Here is an 18688-nt window from a genome sequence, read left to right as displayed (position 1 = left end):
CGGGCGGCCGGCGGCGTGGCTGGGCGCGAGGTGTGATCCGGTCCCGCGCCCCGAGGCGCCGGCGGGTCAGTCGCGGGGAGCCTTGGCCAACTGGCGGGACTGGGCGACCAGGCGGTCCGCGGAGTCCCAGACGTCCGCGTCCTCCTCGAGGAAGCCGCCCGCCAGGTTCCGCGTCGTGATCGAGACCCGCAGCGGCCCGGGGGCGGGGCGGCAACGGATGTGGGTGGTCAGTTCGACCGTCGGGGTCCAGCCCGCGAGCCCCAGCTCGAACGAGGTCGGCGGCAGCGCGTCCACCGTCAGCAGCAGAGACAGCGGGTCCGCGTCGCGCCCGTCCGCCAGGCCGAACCAGCCCCGCATCTCGCCCTTGCCGGAAGGGGCGCCGATCGCCCAGCCGACCGTCGTCGGGTCCAGCCTGATGTCCAGGCGCTCGGTGATCGCCGAGCTGCCCGGGATCGGGGCCGGGCCGTCGGACGGTCCGAAGCAGTGCTCCTGCGGCGGGATCGCCGGCGGCTTGGCGGTGGTGCGTACGTCGTCCGGGAGGGTGTCCAGATCGCCGTACGTGGCGAGCACACGGATGCGCTCGACCTCCGTCCCGTCCTCCTCGTACTGGAAGAGGGACGCCTGGCCGGTGGAGAGCGTGCGCCCGGTGCGCACGGTCTCGGTGCGGATCACCGCGGGGCCCGGCTGGGAGGCCGTGAGGTAGTGCGCCGACACCGAGAACGGGTCGGGGTGGGGCAGCGCGTCGCCGAGTGCCCGGCCCAGGAGCGCCAAGAGATACCCGCCGTTGACGGCGTGGATGATTGTCCAACCCGACGAGAGCGCCGCGTCGTAGACGCCCGTCTCGCGCAGGGTGATCGCGGTGTCGCGGTCGAACTCGCTGTCACCGATCGTCGCCTGAGCCACTGCTTCTGCCATGGCGGTACGGTACAACAAGTAACTACTAAGCGGTAGCTTTCTTGTTGCGGCAGGCCCGTGACCGCTCTCACCTGCCCTTACTCGCCTTCGGTGGCCTCTGAACGCCGGTTCCAGGCTCTCGGCGCCCGCCAGTGGTAGTGCATCGCCAGCAGCCGCAGAACGAAGGCCGTCATCGCCGCCAGCCCGCTGGTGAACGGGCCCAGGGTCTCGAACCGGATGCAGAGCACGACCATCGTCGCGCCGACCATCGCGGGCACCGCGTACAGGTCACGGTCCCAGCGCAGCAGCGACGGCACCTCGTTGGCCAGCACGTCGCGCAGCACACCGCCGCCGACGGCCGTGGCCAGACCGAGCGTCGCGGAGGCGGTGAGGCCGAGGCCGTACTCGTACGCCTTGGTCGTGCCGGTGACGCAGAAGAGGCCGAGGCCGGCCGCGTCGAATACGTTGACGGCGACCTGGATGCGCTCGACGTGCGGATGCAGGAAGAAGACCAGCGCCGTCGCCACCAGTGGTGTGACGAAGTACCCGAGGTCGGTGAAGGCCGCCGGCGGTACGGCCCCGATGATCAGGTCCCGCAGCAGCCCTCCACCCAGCGCCGTGACCTCGGCGAGGACCGCCATGCCGAACACGTCGAAGTTCTTGCGTACGGCGAGCAGCGCCCCGGAGATCGCGAAGACGAAGATCCCGACGAGCTCGAGGGCGTGCTGGACGGAGGGCGTGAACAGTTCTTGGAGCACCGGACAGTTCTACAACGCCCGGTGCTCCAAGATGCGCGCGAGTCCGTCAGGCGGTCCTGCTCGACTCCTCCTCGGAAGCGTCCGCCTCCGGAGCGTCAGCGGGGGCGTCCGCTGCGCGTGCCGTCGTCTCTGCCGCGTCGGCCGCCGGCTCCGGCTCCGATGCGTCGGCCTCGGACGTCTCGGGCCCGGGGTCCGGGGCGTCGACGGGCGCGTCCGCGTCGCCCTTCGCCGCCTCGGCCTTCGCGGGTGCCTCGTCCCCGGACGCCTGCACCGGCACCGTGGACTTCGGCTCGTCAGGGCCTTCCGCCTCGACGGCCTCGGTCTCCGTGACCGCCTCGATCCCCGTCGGCCGCGTCAGCTCGAGCGTTCCCGTCTCGATCTCGGCCGCGAAGTGGCAGGCCACCTTGTGCCCGTCTCCGACGTCCGTCAGCACCGGCCGCTCGACCGCGCACTTGTCCTGCGCCCAGGGGCACCGGGTGTGGAAGCGGCAGCCGGCCGGCGGGTTCGCCGGTGAGGGCAGGTCCCCCTGGAGCAGGATCCGCTCCCGGCGGTCCTCGACCTCCGGGTCGGGAACCGGCACCGCCGACATGAGCGCCTTGGTGTACGGGTGCTTGGGCCCCGCGTACAGCGCGTCGCTGGGCGCCTCCTCGACCAGGGAGCCCAGGTACATGACCCCGATGACGTCCGAGATGTGCCGGACGACGGCCAGATCGTGGGCGATGACGAGGTACGTCAGGCCCAGCGATTCCTGGAGCTCCTCCAGCAGGTTGATCACCTGCGCCTGCACGGACACGTCGAGCGCGGAGACCGGCTCGTCACAGATGATCACGTCGGGCTCGAGGACCAGTGCCCGGGCGATGCCGATGCGCTGACGCTGGCCGCCGGAGAACTCGTGCGGGTAGCGCGAGAGCGCGTTGGTCGGCAGACCGACCCTGGCGAGGATCTCCTTGATCTTCTCCCGGCGCTCGTTCTGGTCCTTGCCGATCCCGTGCGCGGCCATGCCCTCGCTGAGGATCGACTCGATGTTCTGCCGCGGGTTGAGGCTGCCGAGCGGGTCCTGGAAGACCATCTGGAGCCTGCGCCGGTACCGGCGCATCTCCTCGTCCGGCAGCTTGGCCAGGTCGGTGCCGTCGAAGACGACCTCTCCGGCGGTGATGTCCACGAGCCGCAGCACGCTACGGCCGAGCGTCGTCTTGCCGCAGCCCGACTCGCCCACGAGCCCGTACGTCTGGCCGGCCTCGACCTTGAGCGACACCCCGTCGACCGCGTAGACGTGGCCGACCGTGCGGTTGAAGAGAACGCCCTTCTTGACGGGGAAGTGGACCTTCACATCGTCGAGTTCGAGCAGGCTCATGCCGAGACCTCCGCCTTGGGCTTGGGAAGGACCGGGTTGACGCAGCGCACCTGGTGTCCGGCCGCGCGTGGTTCGGTCAGTTCGGGTGTGCCGGTCAGGCACTCCATCGTGTAGTGGTCGCAACGGGGCGCGAAGGCGCAGCCGTCGGCCCAGGCGATCCTGTCGTTGATGGATCCGCGGATGGGGCTGAGCGCTTCGCCGCGCGGTGCGTCGAGGCGCGGGATGGACCCGAGGAGACCGTGCGCATACGGGTGGGTGGGGTGCGCGAACAGCTCGCGGCGGCCCGCGGACTCCACCGCCCGGCCCGCGTACAGGACGTTGACCTGGTCGCAGAGGCCGGCCACCACACCCAGGTCGTGGGTGATCATCAGCAGGGCGGTGCCCTCCTGGTCGACCAGTTCCTTGAGCAGTTCCAGGATCTGCGCCTGGATGGTCACGTCGAGCGCCGTGGTCGGCTCGTCGGCGATCAGCATCCTGGGAGCACAGGCGACGGCCATGGCGATCAGCGCACGCTGGCGCATACCGCCGGAAAGCTGATGCGGGTACTCCTTGAGCCGCCGGGTGGGGTCGGGAATGCCGACCCGGTCCAGCAGGTGGGCGGCCTCCTTGCGGGCGGCCTCCCCCTTCAGGCCGCGGTGGCGCTGGAGGATCTCGGTGACCTGGACCCCGATGGGGACGACCGGGTTGAGCGAGGACAGCGGGTCCTGGAAGATCATCGCCAGCTGACTGCCGCGCATGTCCCGCATCGTGCGCGGGCTCATGCTCAGCAGGTCCTGGCCGTCGAATTCCGCGCGCCCGCCGACCTTGACGCCCTTGTGGGGCAGCAGGCCCATCAGGGCGAGCGAGGTCACGGACTTGCCGCAGCCCGACTCGCCCACGAGACCGACGACCTGGCCCTGGTCGACGTCGAAGGAGACGCCGTCGACGGCCGTGGAGTCCTTGCGGCCCTTGGCGGTGAAAGTGACGCTGAGTTCGTCAACAGAGAGCAGTGCCATGGGACTTCAGCCTCGCAGCTTCGGGTCGAGGGCTTCGCGCATGGCCTCGCCGAGCAGGGTGAAGCCGAGGGCGGTGATGATGATGCCGATGGCGGGGTAGGCCGCCATCATCGGCTCGTTGTCGAAGAACCGTTCGGCCTGGGCGAGCATGACGCCCCATTCGGGGATCGCCGGATCCGGGTTGCCGAGTCCCAGGTAGGACAGGGCCGCAGCCTCGATGATCGCGGTGGCGAGGCTGAGCGTCGCCTGGACGATCACGGGGCTGAGCGAGTTCGGCAGGATCTGCGTGAGGACGATGCGCTTCTTGCGGATGCCGAGCGCCTTGGCCGCGAGGACGTAGTCGGAGCTGCCCTGCACCAGCATGGAGCCGCGCAGCATTCGCGCGAAGATCGGAATCTGCACGACACCGACAGCGATCATCACCGTGGTCAGCGACTGGCCCATCACCGCGGCGATCGAAACCGCCAGCAGCAGCGACGGCAGCGACAGCATGATGTCGGTGAAGCGCATGATCACGGTGTCGACGCGCTCCCCTGCCCTGCCGCCGAGGGTCGCCGCGGCACCGGAGAAGACACCGATGAGCGCGCCGACGATCAGCCCGATGAGCATCGACACGACGCCGACCATCAGGGTCTGCCGGGCTCCCACGAGGATCCGGGAGAACATGTCGCGGCCCAGATGGTCGAGACCGAACCAGTTTCCGTCGCGTGCGCCGACGAACTCGCCCTTGTTGGCGAAGACCTCGCTACGCCATGTCTGGGCGGAGGGGCTGTACGGCGCGATCCACGGCCCGACGACCGCGAGGATCACGAACAGTCCGATGACGACCGCGCCGATGATCGCCATCTTGCTGGCACGGAGCCGGCGCATGGCCTCGCGCCAAAGGCTTGCGCCGCTGGTGGCCTCGGACGTCTGCATCAGCTCGGCGAGCCGATCGATCTTGTCGGCCTTCTTCGTCAAGGTCGTCACGTCAGTGCACCCGCACTCTCGGGTCGATGATGCTGTACGCGAGGTCGACCAGCAGGTTGATGAGGACGTACACCATCGCAATGAAGAGGATGAAGCCGACGAGCACCGGGTAGTCACGGGCGTCGATCGAGGTGCGGATGAAGGAGCCGATGCCTCCGAAGGAGAACACCGACTCGGTCAACACCGCTCCGGACAGCAGGCTTCCGGTCAGCAGACCGATAGCAGTGATCACCGGCAGCAGCGCGTTGCGCAGTACGTGGCGGCCACGGACGACCCGGTTGTTCAGCCCCTTGGACTCGGCGGTGCGGACGTAGTCCTCGCCGAGCACCTCCAGCACGCTGGCCCGGGTCATTCGGACGATGACGGCGAGCGGGATGGAGGAGAGCGCGATGGCGGGCAGGATCAGGTGGTGCAGCGCGTCCGCAGCTGCATCGAATTCGCCCGTCAGGAGACCGTCCAGGACACCGAACCCGGTCACAGTGGTGGCGTCCAGGCCGCTCTCGAGCCGTCCGTACGTCGGGAACAGCCCGAGTCGGACGGCGAAGAAGTTCTTCAGGAGCAGGGCCAGGAAGAACACCGGGATGCAGATGCCGATCAGCGACCCGGAGACGGAGGCGACGTCGAGCCAGCCACCGCGGCGCTTGGCCGCCAGGTAGCCGAGCGGGATCCCGACAACGATGGCAATCAGGATCGCGACGATGCTGAGTTCCACCGTGGCGGGGAATCGAGTCGCGAACTCGTCCCACACCGGCTGACCGGTCTGGGTGGACGTACCGAGGTCCAGTTCGAAGATGCGCTTGAGGAAGCGCCAGTACTGGACGTGGACGGGCTGGTCGAGCCCGAGGACCCGGTTGATGCGCGCCACTTCGGCTTCGGTCGCCCGCTCGCCCAGGATCGCTGAGGCGGGTCCGCCGGGCAGCCGGTTCAGCCAGAGGAAGAGCAGAACCGACAGGCCGAGCAGGGTGGGTATGAGCTGTAGCAGTCTTCGTACGACGAGTCGCAGCACCCCGCATGCCCCTTTCTTACGTGCGTTGATGCGGCTCCGCCCGGCCACCGGGATTCCGTGGCCGGGCGGACCCGCTGGTGTGCGATTACTTGAAGGAGACCTCGGCGAAGTTCTCCTGCGTCAGCGGGGAGACGTTCGGCGGGTTGACGTTCTTGGCGAAGGCGATCGCCGGCGGGGAAGCCGAGATCGGGACACCCGGGACGTACTCCATGATCGTCTCGTTGGCCTTCTTGTAGGCCTCGACGCGGCCCGCGGGGTCGGTGACCTTCGAGGCGGCGTTCACCGCGTCGAAGACCTTCTTGTCGTTGAAGCCCCACTGCTTGTCGGGCCCGGCGAACCAGGTGCCGATGAAGTTGTAGCCGTCGTTGAAGTCGCCGGTCCAGCCGAGCATGTGCAGGGCGCAGGAGCCGGACTCGGTGGCGTCCAGGTAGTCCGGGGCCCACTTCATGGCCTTCGGGGTGACCGTGATGCCGGCCTTCTCCAGGTCGGCCTTCATGCGCTCGAACATGTCCTGCGGTGCGGGCATGTACGGGCGGGTGACCTCGGTCGGGTAGCAGAACTCGATCTTGAGCTTCTCCTCACCCGCCGCCTTGAGGAGTTCCTTGGCCTTGGCCGTGTCGAACGGGTAGGTCTTCACCTTGTCCGAGAAACCGGCGACCGTGTCGGGCATGAACTGCGTCGCGACCTTGCCGCCTTCGGGCAGCTGGGTCTTGACGATGCCCTCACGGTCGATGGCGTGCGAGATGGCCTGCCGGACCTCGGGCTTCTTCAACGCCGGGTTCTTCGACTGCGTCATACCGACGTAGAAGATGTTGAAGACGTCACGGGTCGGGACCTCGTAACCCTCCTTCTCCAGCGTCTTCACATCGGCGGGCGCGACCAGGTCGTAGCCGTCGATGTCACCGGCCTGCAGCGCCTGGCGGCGGCCGGCCTCGGTGTCGATCGTGCGGAAGATCAGGTTCTTGACCTTGGCCTTCTCGCCCCAGTAGTCGTCGAAGCGCTCAAGGGAGACTTCCTTGTTGCCCTTGTTCCACTTCACGATCTTGTACGGGCCGGTGCCGGCGACCGTGCCGGCCTCCTGGCTGTACTCGGGGTACGTGATCGCGTCGCCCTTGGCGGTCGCGTCCTGCTTCTCGTACTCCTTGATGGCCTTCGGCGAGTGGATCGCCAGCGCCTGGAGGGAGAAGCCGCCGGGCAGGTTCGCCGAGGTTTCGTTGACCTCGATGACCGCCGTGTTCTCGTCCTTGGCCGTGCAGGACTTGTAGTTCGGCTTGGGGGCTTCCTTGTCCTCGTTCTTCGCGAAGCCGCCCATGATGGTCTGCCAGTAGTAGGAGACCGCGCTCGACTGGTAGGTGCCCTTCCAGTTGAACCAGTGGTCGTAGTTCGCGCAGACCGCGGCGGCGTTGAACGCCTCTCCGTCGTGGAACTTCACGCCCTTGCGCAGGTTGAACGTCCAGACCTTGCCGGCCGGGTCGCTCGACCACTTCTCGGCGAGGCCGCCGACGAGCTTGCTGCCGCCCGACTCGTGTTCGAGCAGGGCCTCGAAGGCCTGACGGGTGACCCGGAAGGTCTCACCGTCGCTCGCGAGCGCGGGGTCCAGAGAGCCGGGGTCACCGGCTCCGGCGAAGACGAAGGTGTCCTTGGCGCCCCCCTCGGCACCATCCTTGCCCCGCTCGCTGGAACAGCCGGTCGCGATCAGGCCGACAGCGACCGCCGCCGTGATCGCCCGGACTGCGCCGGACTTGAATATTCGCATTGGGTCCACCCCATGGTTCCGCCGTGTGGAGAGGTATTGACGGCCGAACACTACAGACGGGAGACACCTGGGAGAACAGTCCGGATAGCGGTGATACCTACTCGAGACCCGGACACTCAACAAACCGGGCAGATCCGGGACATCCTCACCGGACGGGTTAACACCCTTGACATCTGCCGGAGTTCATTCGCGCCATTCCCAGCTCAGCGGGTGTGCGGCGGAGGGTAGCCGTACCCGCCGCCGGCGGCCGGGGCTCCGGCGTGGGCGTCGCGATCGTAGAACGGACGGGCGTTGACCCGCATCCACATGGTGATCGGATCGAACTCGTCGGACATGGCGACGGTGGAGACCGGAAGCCCGTCCGGGACGGCGGCCACCGACTGCTGCATCATCGCGCGCACGGCGTCGACCGACTGCCTGCCGGTGTCGTAGAGGTCCAGGCCGATGGCCAGATACGCGGGCCCGATCGCGGGCTGCACCCAGGCGCGCCGCAGGGAGCGGATGGCGGGGGTGCGGTGGGCGTTCTGGGTGAGCAGGGCGTAGAACTGCGGGATCTCGATCGCCGGGTCGGAAAGCCGCAGCGGGCCCGCGGGCATCCGGTCCAGGCCCGTGGCGATACGGCGCAGATCGAGCCAGGGGATGCCGACGCCGCCGCCCGGCGCATGCGGATTGAGCCAGATTCCCCAGCGGTCCGGGTAGAGCGCGCGGGCGATGTCGCGGCCGGTGACGACCTCGTGCGCACGGGTCCAGCCGGAGACGGCGAGCTCCTGTGCGGAGGTGACGCACGGTGCGTAACAGACGCCGTCGACCTCCATGTTCCCGTACTGGGCATCGGGCGAACCGGGCTGCCCGTGCCACAGCAGCATCCAGATCCGGCCGCCCGCGGGGTCGGCAAGGGCGTGCAGCAGCGCCTCGTACGCGTCGTAGCGGCCGGGAGTCACCTGGCGCAGCATGTGCTCGACCTGCCCGGCCGCCGCGGTGCCTGACGCACTCACCCTGATTCCGCCCCTCTTGAGAACCCCGCCGTCTGTCACGGCCCCTGGTCGAGCCGTTCAGGCCATCAAACCAGGTTAATCGGGAGACCCGGCAAAGACTTGACCACTACGCGTGCTGCCGTTTATAGAAGGGCCGCACCCGCTCGAGCATCCAGTCGCCCACGGGGTCCCGGGCGACGTCGAGCAGCACGAGGTTGACCGGCCACGGCAGCTGGACCCGGCCGAGGGCCCTGCCGAGGGCGTCCATGGGGGCGTTACTGTCGGCGCCCTCCCAGGACGAGACCTGGACGCCGATGAACAGCGTCGGCGCGTCGCCCTCGATGGAGGCGAGCGCGCGGCGGGCGGTCAGAACGACACCGGCAGTCTCGAACTCACCGGCGGCTGCGGCAAGGAAGTCGACCGGCTCCTCCTTCCAGTCCGGCTCGAACAACCGCACGCGACCGCCGGAAGCGGGCACTCCCCCATGGCCTTCGGCATGGGAGGTGCCCCCATGAGGTGTCCGCCCCGCTCGGCACAGCTCGGCGACGGCCTGGGGAGGGAGGGGCACGCCGACCGCCCCGCCAGGGTTCACGGCGACGCCGAGCTGCGGCGGCAGACCGCGGGCGAATTCCCTGGCGGGCGCGACGGTGAACGACATGTGGGTGCCGACGCACTGGAGGAACTGCTGCTCGGAGCTGAAGACGGGGACGTAGGCGGCGCCGTCGATGTCCATGGTGGGGAGATCGAGGTTCGGGCTGTCCGGGGCGCCGCCGTTGGGCAGCGGGACCCATATCGGACTGCGTCCGAGCACCTCGACGAGGCGGCCTCCGGCGGCGGGGTTTCCGAGGGATGCGGCCAGCACCTCTTCGAGCTCGTTGCCGGGCCAGCCGGTGTGGGATGTCTCCATGGGGGTCGTCCTTCGTGCGGGGCGGTGCGCCGGCCCCGACCTTAGCGCCGGTGGCGGGGCGGCGACGCCTGCGGGGGCGCCGGGCCGCAGCTGCTGAGGCGCCGGGGCCGAGGCCCGCCCCCACCCCCGCCCGGATGTCCCCTACGCGAAACCCAGCCGCCTCAGCGACCCCGCCGACTCGCGGTCCAGTAGGACCGCCGACGCACAGCCTCCCGGCAGGCGTCCCGACTCCGCCGCTGCGACCAGGCGGCTCACCGCACGGCGATGGCGGGCGAACGCGTAGCCGGAGACGCCGCGGCCACGCTCGCGCTGGCCCGCTCTGGCGACTTGGGGGGTGACGTCCAGGAGCACCAGGTGCAGGGACGTGCCCCGCCGCCGCGTCTCGCGGGCGAGCCAGCGGCGGACCCACGCCTGCGTGCCGCAGTCGTGGACGACGACACTTTCACCCGAACGCAGGGCACGCCGGAGTCCGGCGTAGTGGGCCAGACGGACGAGGGGTCGGTAGACGGCGTACGGCAGAAGGCGGGGCATCCGGGCGTCCCAGCGGTCGCGGGTGTCCTGCGAGTCGATCCCCCGCTCCCGCACGGCGCGGCGCATCAGCGTGGACTTGCCGCTGCCGGGGAGGCCGGAGACGACCACCACGTCGCCCGCGGCGAAGACAAGGCTGTGCGGGCTGCTGCCCGGGCACTCCCTGAGGTCGCGCAGGACGGACTTGGCCGGCCGGACGCGTGCCGGCGCCCCGGTCCGGGCCGGAACTGCGGGCAGTCCCGGCTGGGCGGCCACCCCCGCGGTCGTGGCGTATGCACCGGTCGGCTGCAACGTCATGCCATCCCCCTTCGGGTCATCCCACACCCTTGCCCATGAAGTGTAAAGAATTGGTAATACGGCTCAAGCGATTTCAGGGCGGCCTCACGCTCCACTCTTCCCCGATGCGTGCAATGATGTGCGCGCCAACTGCATACCGGCCGCTTGAATCCGCGCGGGAGAGTCCCGGCCACATCTGTGGCGGGCGCCGAAGGAGCAAGTTCCTCCCTTGAATCTCTCAGGCCCCGTACCGCGTGCGATGAGGCAGATCTGAAAAGCGAGCCGCACGTGGCTCCACCCAAGGTGCAAGTCACGACTACCCGTACGCGGAGTCGGGGCGAACCTCTCAGGTTCCGATGACAGATGGGGAGGATTGTCCTCGCAGCCATGCCCTGGGAGCCACACCTATGAGCCACGCCCCCCGTCTGACCGCACTCGACGCCCTGCACAGGTCGCTGGGCGCGACCATGACCGATTTCGCCGGCTGGGACATGCCGCTGCGGTACGGCAGCGAGCGGGACGAGCACATCGCCGTCCGCACCAAGGCCGGCCTCTTCGACCTCTCCCACATGGGCGAGATCACCGTCACCGGCCCGCAGGCGGTCGACATGCTGAACCACGCGCTGGTCGGCAACATCGGCACCGTCGGCGTCGGCCGCGCCCGCTACACCATGATCTGCCAGGAGGACGGCGGCATCGTCGACGACCTGATCGTGTACCGGCTCCAGGAGCAGGAGTACATGGTCGTCGCCAACGCCGGCAACGCCCAGATCGTGCTGGACGCGCTGACCGAGCGCGCGGCCGGCTTCGACGCGACCGTCCGGGACGACCGTGACGCGTACGCGCTGATCGCCGTCCAGGGCCCGGAGTCCCCCGGCATCCTGAAGTCTCTCACCGACGCCGATCTGGACGGCCTGAAGTACTACGCGGGGCTGCCCGGCACGGTGGCGGGCGTGCCGGCGCTGATCGCCCGTACCGGCTACACCGGCGAGGACGGCTTCGAGCTGTTCGTCGAGCCGCAGCACGCGGAGAAGCTCTGGCAGGCGCTGATCGACGCGGGCGCACCGGCCGGCCTGATCCCGTGCGGCCTGTCCTGCCGTGACACGCTGCGTCTGGAGGCGGGCATGCCGCTGTACGGGCACGAGCTGACCACCGCGCTCACCCCGTTCGACGCGGGGCTCGGCCGGGTCGTGAAGTTCGAGAAGGACGGCGACTTCGTGGGGCGCGAGTCGCTCGCCGCCGCCGCGGAGCGGGCCGGGACGGCACCCCCGCGCAAGCTCGTGGGCCTCGTCGCCCGGGGCCGCCGCGTCCCGCGCGCCGGGATGCAGGTCGTCGCCGGCGGCCAGGTCGTCGGCGAGGTGACCTCCGGCGCGCCGAGCCCGACCCTCGGCAAGCCGATCGCCATGGCCTACGTGGACGCCGCGCACGCCGCGCCGGGCACCGAGGGCGTGAGTGTGGACATCCGCGGCACCCACGAGCCGTACGACGTCGTCGCGCTGCCGTTCTACAAGCGCCAGAAGTGATCCTCCGGTGCCGGAAGTGATCGTCGGCACCCTCTCCCCGTTCACCAGCACTCCCCCGCGTACAGGAGAATTCACGTCATGAGCAACCCCCAGCAGCTGCGCTACAGCAAGGAGCACGAGTGGCTGTCGACCGCCGAGGACGGCGTGTCGACGGTCGGCATCACGGAGCACGCGGCGAACGCGCTCGGCGACGTGGTGTACGTCCAGCTCCCCGAGGTCGGTGACACGGTGACCGCGGGCGAGACCTGCGGCGAGCTGGAGTCCACCAAGTCGGTCAGCGATCTGTACTCCCCGGTCAGCGGTGAGGTCACCGAGGCCAACGAGGACGTCGTCAACGACCCGTCGCTGGTGAACTCCGCCCCCTTCGAGGGCGGTTGGCTGTTCAAGGTGCGTGTCAGCGAGGAGCCGAAGGACCTGCTCTCCGCGGACGAGTACACCGATTTCGCCGGCTGACCAAGCGCTGACCAAGACCTTAGGGACCGAGTGATGTCGCTTCTCAACACCCCTCTTCACGAGCTGGACCCGGACGTCGCCGCCGCTGTCGACGCCGAGCTCCACCGTCAGCAGTCCACCCTCGAGATGATCGCCTCGGAGAACTTCGCTCCGGTCGCGGTCATGGAGGCCCAGGGCTCCGTCCTCACCAACAAGTACGCCGAGGGCTACCCGGGCCGCCGCTACTACGGCGGCTGCGAGCACGTCGACGTGGTCGAGCAGATCGCGATCGACCGCATCAAGGCGCTGTTCGGCGCGGAGCACGCCAACGTGCAGCCCCACTCGGGCGCGCAGGCGAACGCGGCTGCGATGTTCGCCCTGCTGAAGCCGGGCGACACGATCATGGGCCTGAACCTGGCCCACGGCGGTCACCTGACCCACGGCATGAAGATCAACTTCTCCGGCAAGCTCTACAACGTGGTCGCCTACCACGTCGACGACGCCACCGGCCAGGTCGACATGGCCGAGGTCGAGCGGCTGGCCAAGGAGTCCAAGCCGAAGCTGATCGTCGCCGGCTGGTCCGCCTACCCCCGTCAGCTGGACTTCGCCGCGTTCCGCCGGATCGCGGACGAGGTCGGCGCCTACCTGATGGTCGACATGGCCCACTTCGCGGGCCTGGTCGCCGCGGGTCTGCACCCCAACCCGGTGCCGCACGCCCACGTCGTCACCACCACCACGCACAAGACCCTCGGCGGTCCGCGCGGCGGTGTGATCCTGTCGACGCAGGAACTCGCCAAGAAGATCAACTCCGCGGTCTTCCCCGGCCAGCAGGGCGGCCCGCTCGAGCACGTCATCGCGGCCAAGGCGGTCTCCTTCAAGGTCGCGGCCTCCGAGGAGTTCAAGGAGCGCCAGCAGCGCACGCTGGACGGCGCCCGCATCCTCGCCGAGCGCCTGGTCCAGGCGGACGTCACCGAGCACGGCGTCTCCGTCCTGTCCGGCGGCACCGACGTGCACCTGGTCCTGGTGGACCTGCGCAACAGCGAGCTCGACGGGCAGCAGGCCGAGGACCGCCTCCACGAGGTCGGGATCACCGTCAACCGCAACGCCATCCCGAACGACCCCCGGCCCCCGATGGTCACCTCGGGCCTGCGGATCGGCACCCCGGCGCTCGCCACCCGCGGCTTCCAGGACGAGGACTTCCGCGAGGTCGCGGACATCATCGCCGAGGCGCTGAAGCCGTCGTACGACGTGCAGGCGCTGCGCGCCCGGGTGACCGCCCTGGCCACGAAGCACCCGCTCTACCCCGGTCTGTGACGGATCTCCCGTAACAGACCGGAGCGAAACAAAAGGGGCACCGCGCACACTGGACCGTGAGCGCGGTGCCCCGCACCACGTCGGCACCCCGCACTACGCACCCCGCACCCCGCACCCCGCACCCCGCACCCCGCACCCCGCACCCACGCAATGCCTCTGCACCACCCGGCAGACAACGGCGTCTACCACCCCCACAAGGAGTTCCCCGTGGCCCTCTCGGTCTTCGACCTGTTCTCGATCGGCATCGGCCCGTCCAGCTCCCACACGGTGGGCCCGATGCGCGCCGCCCGGATGTTCGCCCGCCGTCTGAAGAACGAGGGCCTGCTCGCCCACACCGCCTCAATACGCGCCGAGCTGTACGGCTCCCTGGGCGCGACCGGCCACGGCCACGGCACGCCGAAGGCCGTGCTGCTGGGCCTGGAGGGCAACTCCCCGCGCACGGTCGACGTCGAGAGCGCCGACGAGCAGGTCGAGCGGATCAAGGCGGACAAGCGGATCAACCTGCTCGGCGCCCACGAGATCGGCTTCGACTTCGACGAGGACCTCGTCCTGCACCGCCGCAAGGCCCTGCCGTACCACGCCAACGGCATGACGGTGATCGCCCGCGACGCCGAGGGCACCACGCTGCTGGAGAAGACGTACTACTCCGTCGGCGGCGGCTTCGTCGTCGACGAGGACGCCGTGGCGGGCGACAACCCGATCATCCCGGACGACACGGTGCTCAAGTATCCCTTCCGCACCGGTGACGAGCTGCTGCGGCTCACCAAGGAGACCGGTCTGTCGATCTCCGCACTGATGCTGGAGAACGAGAAGGCCTGGCGCACCGAGGACGAGATCCGCGAGGGCCTGCTGGAGATCTGGCGCGTCATGCAGGCGTGTGTCTCGCGCGGCATGGCCCGCGAGGGCATCCTCCCCGGCGGCCTCAAGGTCCGCCGCCGCGCCGCCACGACGGCTCGCAAGCTGCGCTCCGAGGGCGACCCGCAGGCGCTGGCCATGGAGTGGATCACGCTCTATGCGATGGCCGTCAACGAGGAGAACGCGGCCGGCGGCCGGGTCGTCACCGCCCCCACCAACGGCGCGGCGGGCATCATCCCGGCGGTCCTGCACTACTACATGAACTTCGTGCCGGGCGCCGACGAGGAGGGCATCGTCGACTTCCTGCTCGCCGCGGGCGCGATCGGCATGCTCTTCAAGGAGAACGCCTCCATCTCCGGCGCCGAGGTCGGCTGCCAGGGCGAGGTAGGCTCCGCCTGCTCGATGGCCGCCGGCGCGCTCGCCGAGGTCCTCGGCGGCTCCCCCGAGCAGGTCGAGAACGCCGCGGAGATCGGCATGGAGCACAACCTGGGCCTCACCTGCGACCCGGTCGGCGGCCTGGTCCAGATCCCGTGCATCGAGCGCAACGGCATGGCGGCGGTCAAGGCCGTCACCGCGGCCCGGATGGCGATGCGCGGCGACGGCAGCCACAAGGTGTCGCTCGACAAGGTCATCAAGACGATGAAGGACACCGGCGCGGACATGTCGGTGAAGTACAAGGAGACGGCGCGGGGCGGGCTCGCGGTGAACATCATCGAGTGCTGAGGCGGTAGGCCCTGACCAGCGCGTTCCCTTCTTTCAGCGCTGTCAGGGCCTTCCCTGCTTGCACGGCGGAAAGTCCCCGGAATCTCCCTGGGACAGACGTGAAAGTCCCTGGGATGTCCCTTGTACAGCCGTGGCTTCCGAGGCAAGCGTGAGTTCGTCACACCCACGGTGCACTTGAAGGCGACGTCCTCCACCGCCCAGGCGCCGACCCAGGCGGCCGACCAGCCGCTTCCCGCGGCGGCGGCCAGCGCGACAGCCGCGTACGTCAGGGGAAAGGCAAGCCCGTCGTTGAGGCCCGCCTCGCTGGTGAGGGCAAAGCGCACCTCGTCCTCGTCGTGCTCATCCTCGGTGGGCTCACCCACCCGCACCTCTGAGGCGAGCACCGGATCAGTCGGGGCGAGGACGGCGGCCAGCAGCAGGGCGGCTGCGGGCGACCAGTCCAGCAGCCACCACGCCGCAAGGGCGGTGGCCACGACGGTCAACATCATCGTGACGCCCAGCAGCCTCCAGGTCGCGCCCCACCGACGCCAGCCGACGGGTCGGTTGAGCGCCAGCCCGGCGCCCATCAGCGAGATGATCACTCCGATCTCGGTGATGTGTTCCGTCAGCCGCCGGTCTTCCACCGGATCGATCACAGGCAGCGGCAGGGGCAGCAGGTACACGCCTACGCCAGCCGCCAAGAACAGCAGGGGCATCGAGAGCGGACGTCCGGCCACCACCCGGGGGAGCACTGCTGCAAGCAGCGCTCCGGCTCCCAACCACGCGAACACCGCATCGGCGATTGTCACTGCGCTGTGCCTGTCCTTCCGCCGCACCACCCCGTGGCCCCGCGCTCATGCCGCACGGAACCGCGGCCAACTGTCTCCGGAGATCACATGCCCGCGTAAACCGGCGCGATCCCCGGCAGCGGCGGGAGAGCTGGTGCGTCCGGCTCGCGTCGCCCACGGCGAGGTCACCCTCGGCACCGCTTGGAGCCGCGCGGCGGTGCCCGGGTTCGGCGTCGTGGTGAGAGTGGCTGCTCGACTGCGGACGGCAGGGGTGCCCGGTCTCCGGACACGGCACGAGCACGCGGCCCTTGCATCCACGTCGAATCGAGACAAACCTGATAAGGGCGCCCGGATCACTCTTGTACGGCTGTTGCGCCTTCCCTTTGCCATGGCTCGGCCAAAAGACCACGCCCGCGCCGCATTCCCTCCACCGCCGTACGTCTCGCGTGCCGCGGAGGGGGTACTCGGGTACCGCGTTCTACCGGAGCCGGAGTCTGCGTGCCGCGAAACGGCGTGTCGGGAGGTGGCGGATGCAGTGGCCGACAGTGGTCCTCGGGCGCGAGTCATGGATTCGCCAGAGCAGGGAGGCGATCAGTATGAGTTCCGCGATGAACGAAGAACACGCGTTCGCCCGGATTGAACAGAGTCTCGCCCGCGAGGATCCCGAACTGGCACAACGCATCCACGCCATCAACAGCCAGTTCACCGACCTGTGCGACGAAGGGACAGCGCAGGCCGAGGAGCGGCAAACGGGCCGCTGCGACGGCCGGGCCGGGGACCGGACTGCGGACGAGGATCTCGTCGACCAGGCAGAGGACGGTGGCGACCAGCGCTCACGGAGCGCCGTGGCCGCGGTGGTACTTGCCGCCGTGGCCATTCTCGGACTGCTCCTTACAGCGATCCTGTCGTCACCCAGCGGCACACAGGCGCCGTTGCAGCCGAACGGGCTGGCCCCGCCCGCGGTTCTTGACGTCGCCGAGGAGCCGCCTTCACCCCGACAGGAGTCGAGATGACTGACGCCAAGCCCGTCATGGTCGGCGTCGACGACGCCGAGGACCAGGACGCCCTCGTCAGGTACGCCGCCCATCAGGCCGCACTGCGCGCCACCCCGCTGCACGTGGTGCACGCCGTCCGACAGCCCAGCCCTTTCGGGGACGCGGCAGAGAAGGATGCCGAAGCACGAGCGGCCGTGCGGCGGAGCGCGGCCCTGGTGGACCACTTCGAGACCATTGCACGGTCCGCGTTTCCGAACATCGTCGTCGCCGGAGAACTGCCCCTCGGCGACCCGGCCGGAACACTGGTCGAACGCTCGGCGGCGGCTTCACTCGTGGTGCTGGCGCACCGCGGCGGCGGCGGCTTCCCGCGCCTGCCTCTGGGATCGGTGAGCCTCCACGTGGCAACCCACGCCGAGTGCCCCGTGCTCGTCACCCGCCCGGGCCAAGACGCCGGCCCGCCGAGGAACGTCGTCATCGCCGGCGTCGACATCGTGCATTTCCGGCCCGAGGCGCTGGAGTTCGCATTCGCGGAGGCCGCCCGCCGGACCGCCCACCTGGAAGTCGTACACGCCATGTACCGCCCCCCACTGCTCCCCGGCCACAACGGTATGGACGAGTCGACTGCGAGTGAGTCCGAGAACAGCGCACGGCGCTTTCTCACCGGGCAGATCACCGAGTTCACCGGACGATACCCGGCGGTGCCTGTCGGCCTGCGTATCGACTGGGGAGCGCATCCGGCGACGAACTTGACGGAGCTGTCCAGGAAGGCGGACCTGCTCGTCGTCGGATCACGGGGCCGAGCGCGACTGCGCACACTGCTTCTCGGCTCCGTGACCAACGAAGTCCTGCACACGGCCCTGTGCCCCGTTGCCGTCGTTCCGGGACCAACGAAGGAAGGGTAGGCGGCCCTGGGCAGCCCGGGTGCATCCGCCGCCGAAGCCCACCCTCGGCAACGCCCTCAGCTCGACGGACAACGACACCCACGACCCACCCGCCGCAGCCGTCGTCCGCTGACGTTGCCGTCAGCGTTGCCGTCAAACGCCATATGGGCCCCGCCCGGAAGGACTTCCGGGCGGGGCCCATATGCATTGATCTGAACGGCCAGCGTCAGCGTAAGGCGAGAAACTCGCTCACCAGACGGCTACTCGGAAACGTTCAGCCCGATCAGCTCTGGCCGCTTCTCGGCGGGCCCCCAGTCCAAGATCTCACTGAGTTTCGTGGACAGGTTCGTGATATCGACTCCCGAATCACGCAGGTCTACTTCCACGAGAGCCGGGATTTCAAGAATCTCCGCGTCTTCAGCTGCGAACTCCAGGGCCAGTAGCGTGCCGTTAAGCCGCACGCGCCGCAAGCAGCCGTAAACCGTGAACCCCTGCTCGTTCGAGAGGTTATAGGAGTCCATTCCAGACTGCACTTCCTGCTCGTCTGGCTCAAAGGTGGATCGCTGGATCGAGAATGACCTCCGAACGCCAGCATCGTCGACCCCCCTGACGCCTACCTCAAGGGCCTCCTCATCCACGTAGTCCTCAAAGAACCCGACCTCTGTGGCGGTCAGTCTCATCGCTAGTGTCCTGAGTCGTTAATTCGTGTGCAGTAGGCGGCGAGGGTGTCGAGGATGTCGTCGGCGGTCTTCGTCCAGATGAACGGCTTGGGGTTCTTGTT

The 18688-nt window shown here is 69.1% G+C and carries 17 protein-coding genes, 1 pseudogene and 1 riboswitch; of the genes and pseudogenes, 6 read left to right on the top strand and 12 right to left on the bottom strand.

From position 1 onward, the window contains the following. Nucleotides 1-66: 66 nt before the first annotated feature. The 10 genes from ACZ4SA_RS26420 to ACZ4SA_RS26375 form a co-directional block, all read right to left on the bottom strand. The gene (locus ACZ4SA_RS26420) at nucleotides 67-915 is read right to left on the bottom strand and encodes a thioesterase family protein (RefSeq protein WP_468279098.1); all 849 of its coding nucleotides are present in this window, start codon (nucleotides 913-915) and stop codon (nucleotides 67-69) included. Nucleotides 916-992: 77 nt separating this feature from the next. Then, nucleotides 993-1652: a trimeric intracellular cation channel family protein gene (locus tag ACZ4SA_RS26415; RefSeq protein WP_468279095.1), complete on the bottom strand. Its 660-nt coding sequence runs from the start codon at nucleotides 1650-1652 to the stop codon at nucleotides 993-995. A gap of 46 nt (nucleotides 1653-1698) precedes the next feature. Beyond that, the gene (locus ACZ4SA_RS26410; protein WP_468279092.1) at nucleotides 1699-3006 is read right to left on the bottom strand and encodes an ABC transporter ATP-binding protein; all 1308 of its coding nucleotides are present in this window, start codon (nucleotides 3004-3006) and stop codon (nucleotides 1699-1701) included. Next, the gene (locus ACZ4SA_RS26405; protein ID WP_468279089.1) at nucleotides 3003-4001 is read right to left on the bottom strand and encodes an ABC transporter ATP-binding protein; all 999 of its coding nucleotides are present in this window, start codon (nucleotides 3999-4001) and stop codon (nucleotides 3003-3005) included. Before ACZ4SA_RS26405 ends, ACZ4SA_RS26410 begins: the two co-directional genes overlap by 4 nt. A gap of 6 nt (nucleotides 4002-4007) precedes the next feature. Beyond that, a complete protein-coding gene (locus tag ACZ4SA_RS26400; RefSeq protein WP_468279086.1) occupies nucleotides 4008-4970 on the bottom strand; it encodes an ABC transporter permease in 963 nt (320 codons plus the stop codon). Nucleotide 4971: 1 nt separating this feature from the next. Continuing rightward, complete coding sequence (locus ACZ4SA_RS26395; RefSeq protein ID WP_468279083.1) at nucleotides 4972-5976, bottom strand: ABC transporter permease; 1005 nt, start codon at nucleotides 5974-5976, stop codon at nucleotides 4972-4974. A gap of 85 nt (nucleotides 5977-6061) precedes the next feature. Beyond that, a complete protein-coding gene (locus ACZ4SA_RS26390) occupies nucleotides 6062-7732 on the bottom strand; it encodes an ABC transporter substrate-binding protein (RefSeq protein WP_468279080.1) in 1671 nt (556 codons plus the stop codon). Between the two features lie 203 nt (nucleotides 7733-7935). Next, nucleotides 7936-8727, bottom strand: coding sequence for an enhanced serine sensitivity protein SseB C-terminal domain-containing protein (locus ACZ4SA_RS26385; protein WP_468279077.1), 792 nt, complete (start codon nucleotides 8725-8727; stop codon nucleotides 7936-7938). 106 nt (nucleotides 8728-8833) lie between these two features. Continuing rightward, entirely contained in the window at nucleotides 8834-9613 is a 780-nt protein-coding gene (locus ACZ4SA_RS26380) for an enhanced serine sensitivity protein SseB (protein WP_468279073.1), read from the bottom strand. A gap of 141 nt (nucleotides 9614-9754) precedes the next feature. Continuing rightward, the gene (locus tag ACZ4SA_RS26375) at nucleotides 9755-10438 is read right to left on the bottom strand and encodes an AAA family ATPase (RefSeq protein ID WP_468279071.1); all 684 of its coding nucleotides are present in this window, start codon (nucleotides 10436-10438) and stop codon (nucleotides 9755-9757) included. Between the two features lie 145 nt (nucleotides 10439-10583). Then, nucleotides 10584-10680, top strand: a riboswitch (glycine riboswitch). A gap of 144 nt (nucleotides 10681-10824) precedes the next feature. Here ACZ4SA_RS26375 and gcvT point away from each other — a divergent pair. From gcvT to ACZ4SA_RS26355, 4 genes are all read left to right on the top strand, one after another. After that, entirely contained in the window at nucleotides 10825-11940 is a 1116-nt protein-coding gene (gene gcvT, locus ACZ4SA_RS26370) for a glycine cleavage system aminomethyltransferase GcvT (RefSeq protein WP_468279068.1), read from the top strand. A gap of 78 nt (nucleotides 11941-12018) precedes the next feature. Continuing rightward, nucleotides 12019-12393, top strand: coding sequence for a glycine cleavage system protein GcvH (gcvH, locus tag ACZ4SA_RS26365; protein WP_468279065.1), 375 nt, complete (start codon nucleotides 12019-12021; stop codon nucleotides 12391-12393). Between the two features lie 33 nt (nucleotides 12394-12426). After that, nucleotides 12427-13686, top strand: a complete 1260-nt coding sequence (glyA, locus tag ACZ4SA_RS26360; protein WP_468279062.1) for a serine hydroxymethyltransferase — start codon at nucleotides 12427-12429, stop codon at nucleotides 13684-13686. A gap of 207 nt (nucleotides 13687-13893) precedes the next feature. Then, entirely contained in the window at nucleotides 13894-15264 is a 1371-nt protein-coding gene (locus ACZ4SA_RS26355) for an L-serine ammonia-lyase (protein ID WP_468279253.1), read from the top strand. Nucleotides 15265-15422: 158 nt separating this feature from the next. Here ACZ4SA_RS26355 and ACZ4SA_RS26350 read toward each other — a convergent pair. After that, a pseudogene (locus ACZ4SA_RS26350) lies at nucleotides 15423-16052 on the bottom strand (cation:proton antiporter domain-containing protein); the annotation flags it as partial. A gap of 575 nt (nucleotides 16053-16627) precedes the next feature. Here ACZ4SA_RS26350 and ACZ4SA_RS26345 point away from each other — a divergent pair. Both ACZ4SA_RS26345 and ACZ4SA_RS26340 read left to right on the top strand, forming a co-directional pair. Continuing rightward, complete coding sequence (locus tag ACZ4SA_RS26345; RefSeq protein ID WP_468279059.1) at nucleotides 16628-17044, top strand: hypothetical protein; 417 nt, start codon at nucleotides 16628-16630, stop codon at nucleotides 17042-17044. Beyond that, the gene (locus tag ACZ4SA_RS26340; RefSeq protein ID WP_468279056.1) at nucleotides 17041-17928 is read left to right on the top strand and encodes a universal stress protein; all 888 of its coding nucleotides are present in this window, start codon (nucleotides 17041-17043) and stop codon (nucleotides 17926-17928) included. Before ACZ4SA_RS26345 ends, ACZ4SA_RS26340 begins: the two co-directional genes overlap by 4 nt. A gap of 239 nt (nucleotides 17929-18167) precedes the next feature. Here ACZ4SA_RS26340 and ACZ4SA_RS26335 read toward each other — a convergent pair whose 3' ends face one another. Further along, the gene (locus tag ACZ4SA_RS26335; RefSeq protein WP_468279053.1) at nucleotides 18168-18587 is read right to left on the bottom strand and encodes an Imm10 family immunity protein; all 420 of its coding nucleotides are present in this window, start codon (nucleotides 18585-18587) and stop codon (nucleotides 18168-18170) included. Between the last annotated feature and the right edge of the window lie 101 nt (nucleotides 18588-18688).

Source organism: Streptomyces sp. NPDC027962 (assembly GCF_055566095.1).
The sequence above is the reverse complement of the archived record's forward strand: the minus strand, read 5'-3'. Positions and strand labels throughout refer to the sequence as shown.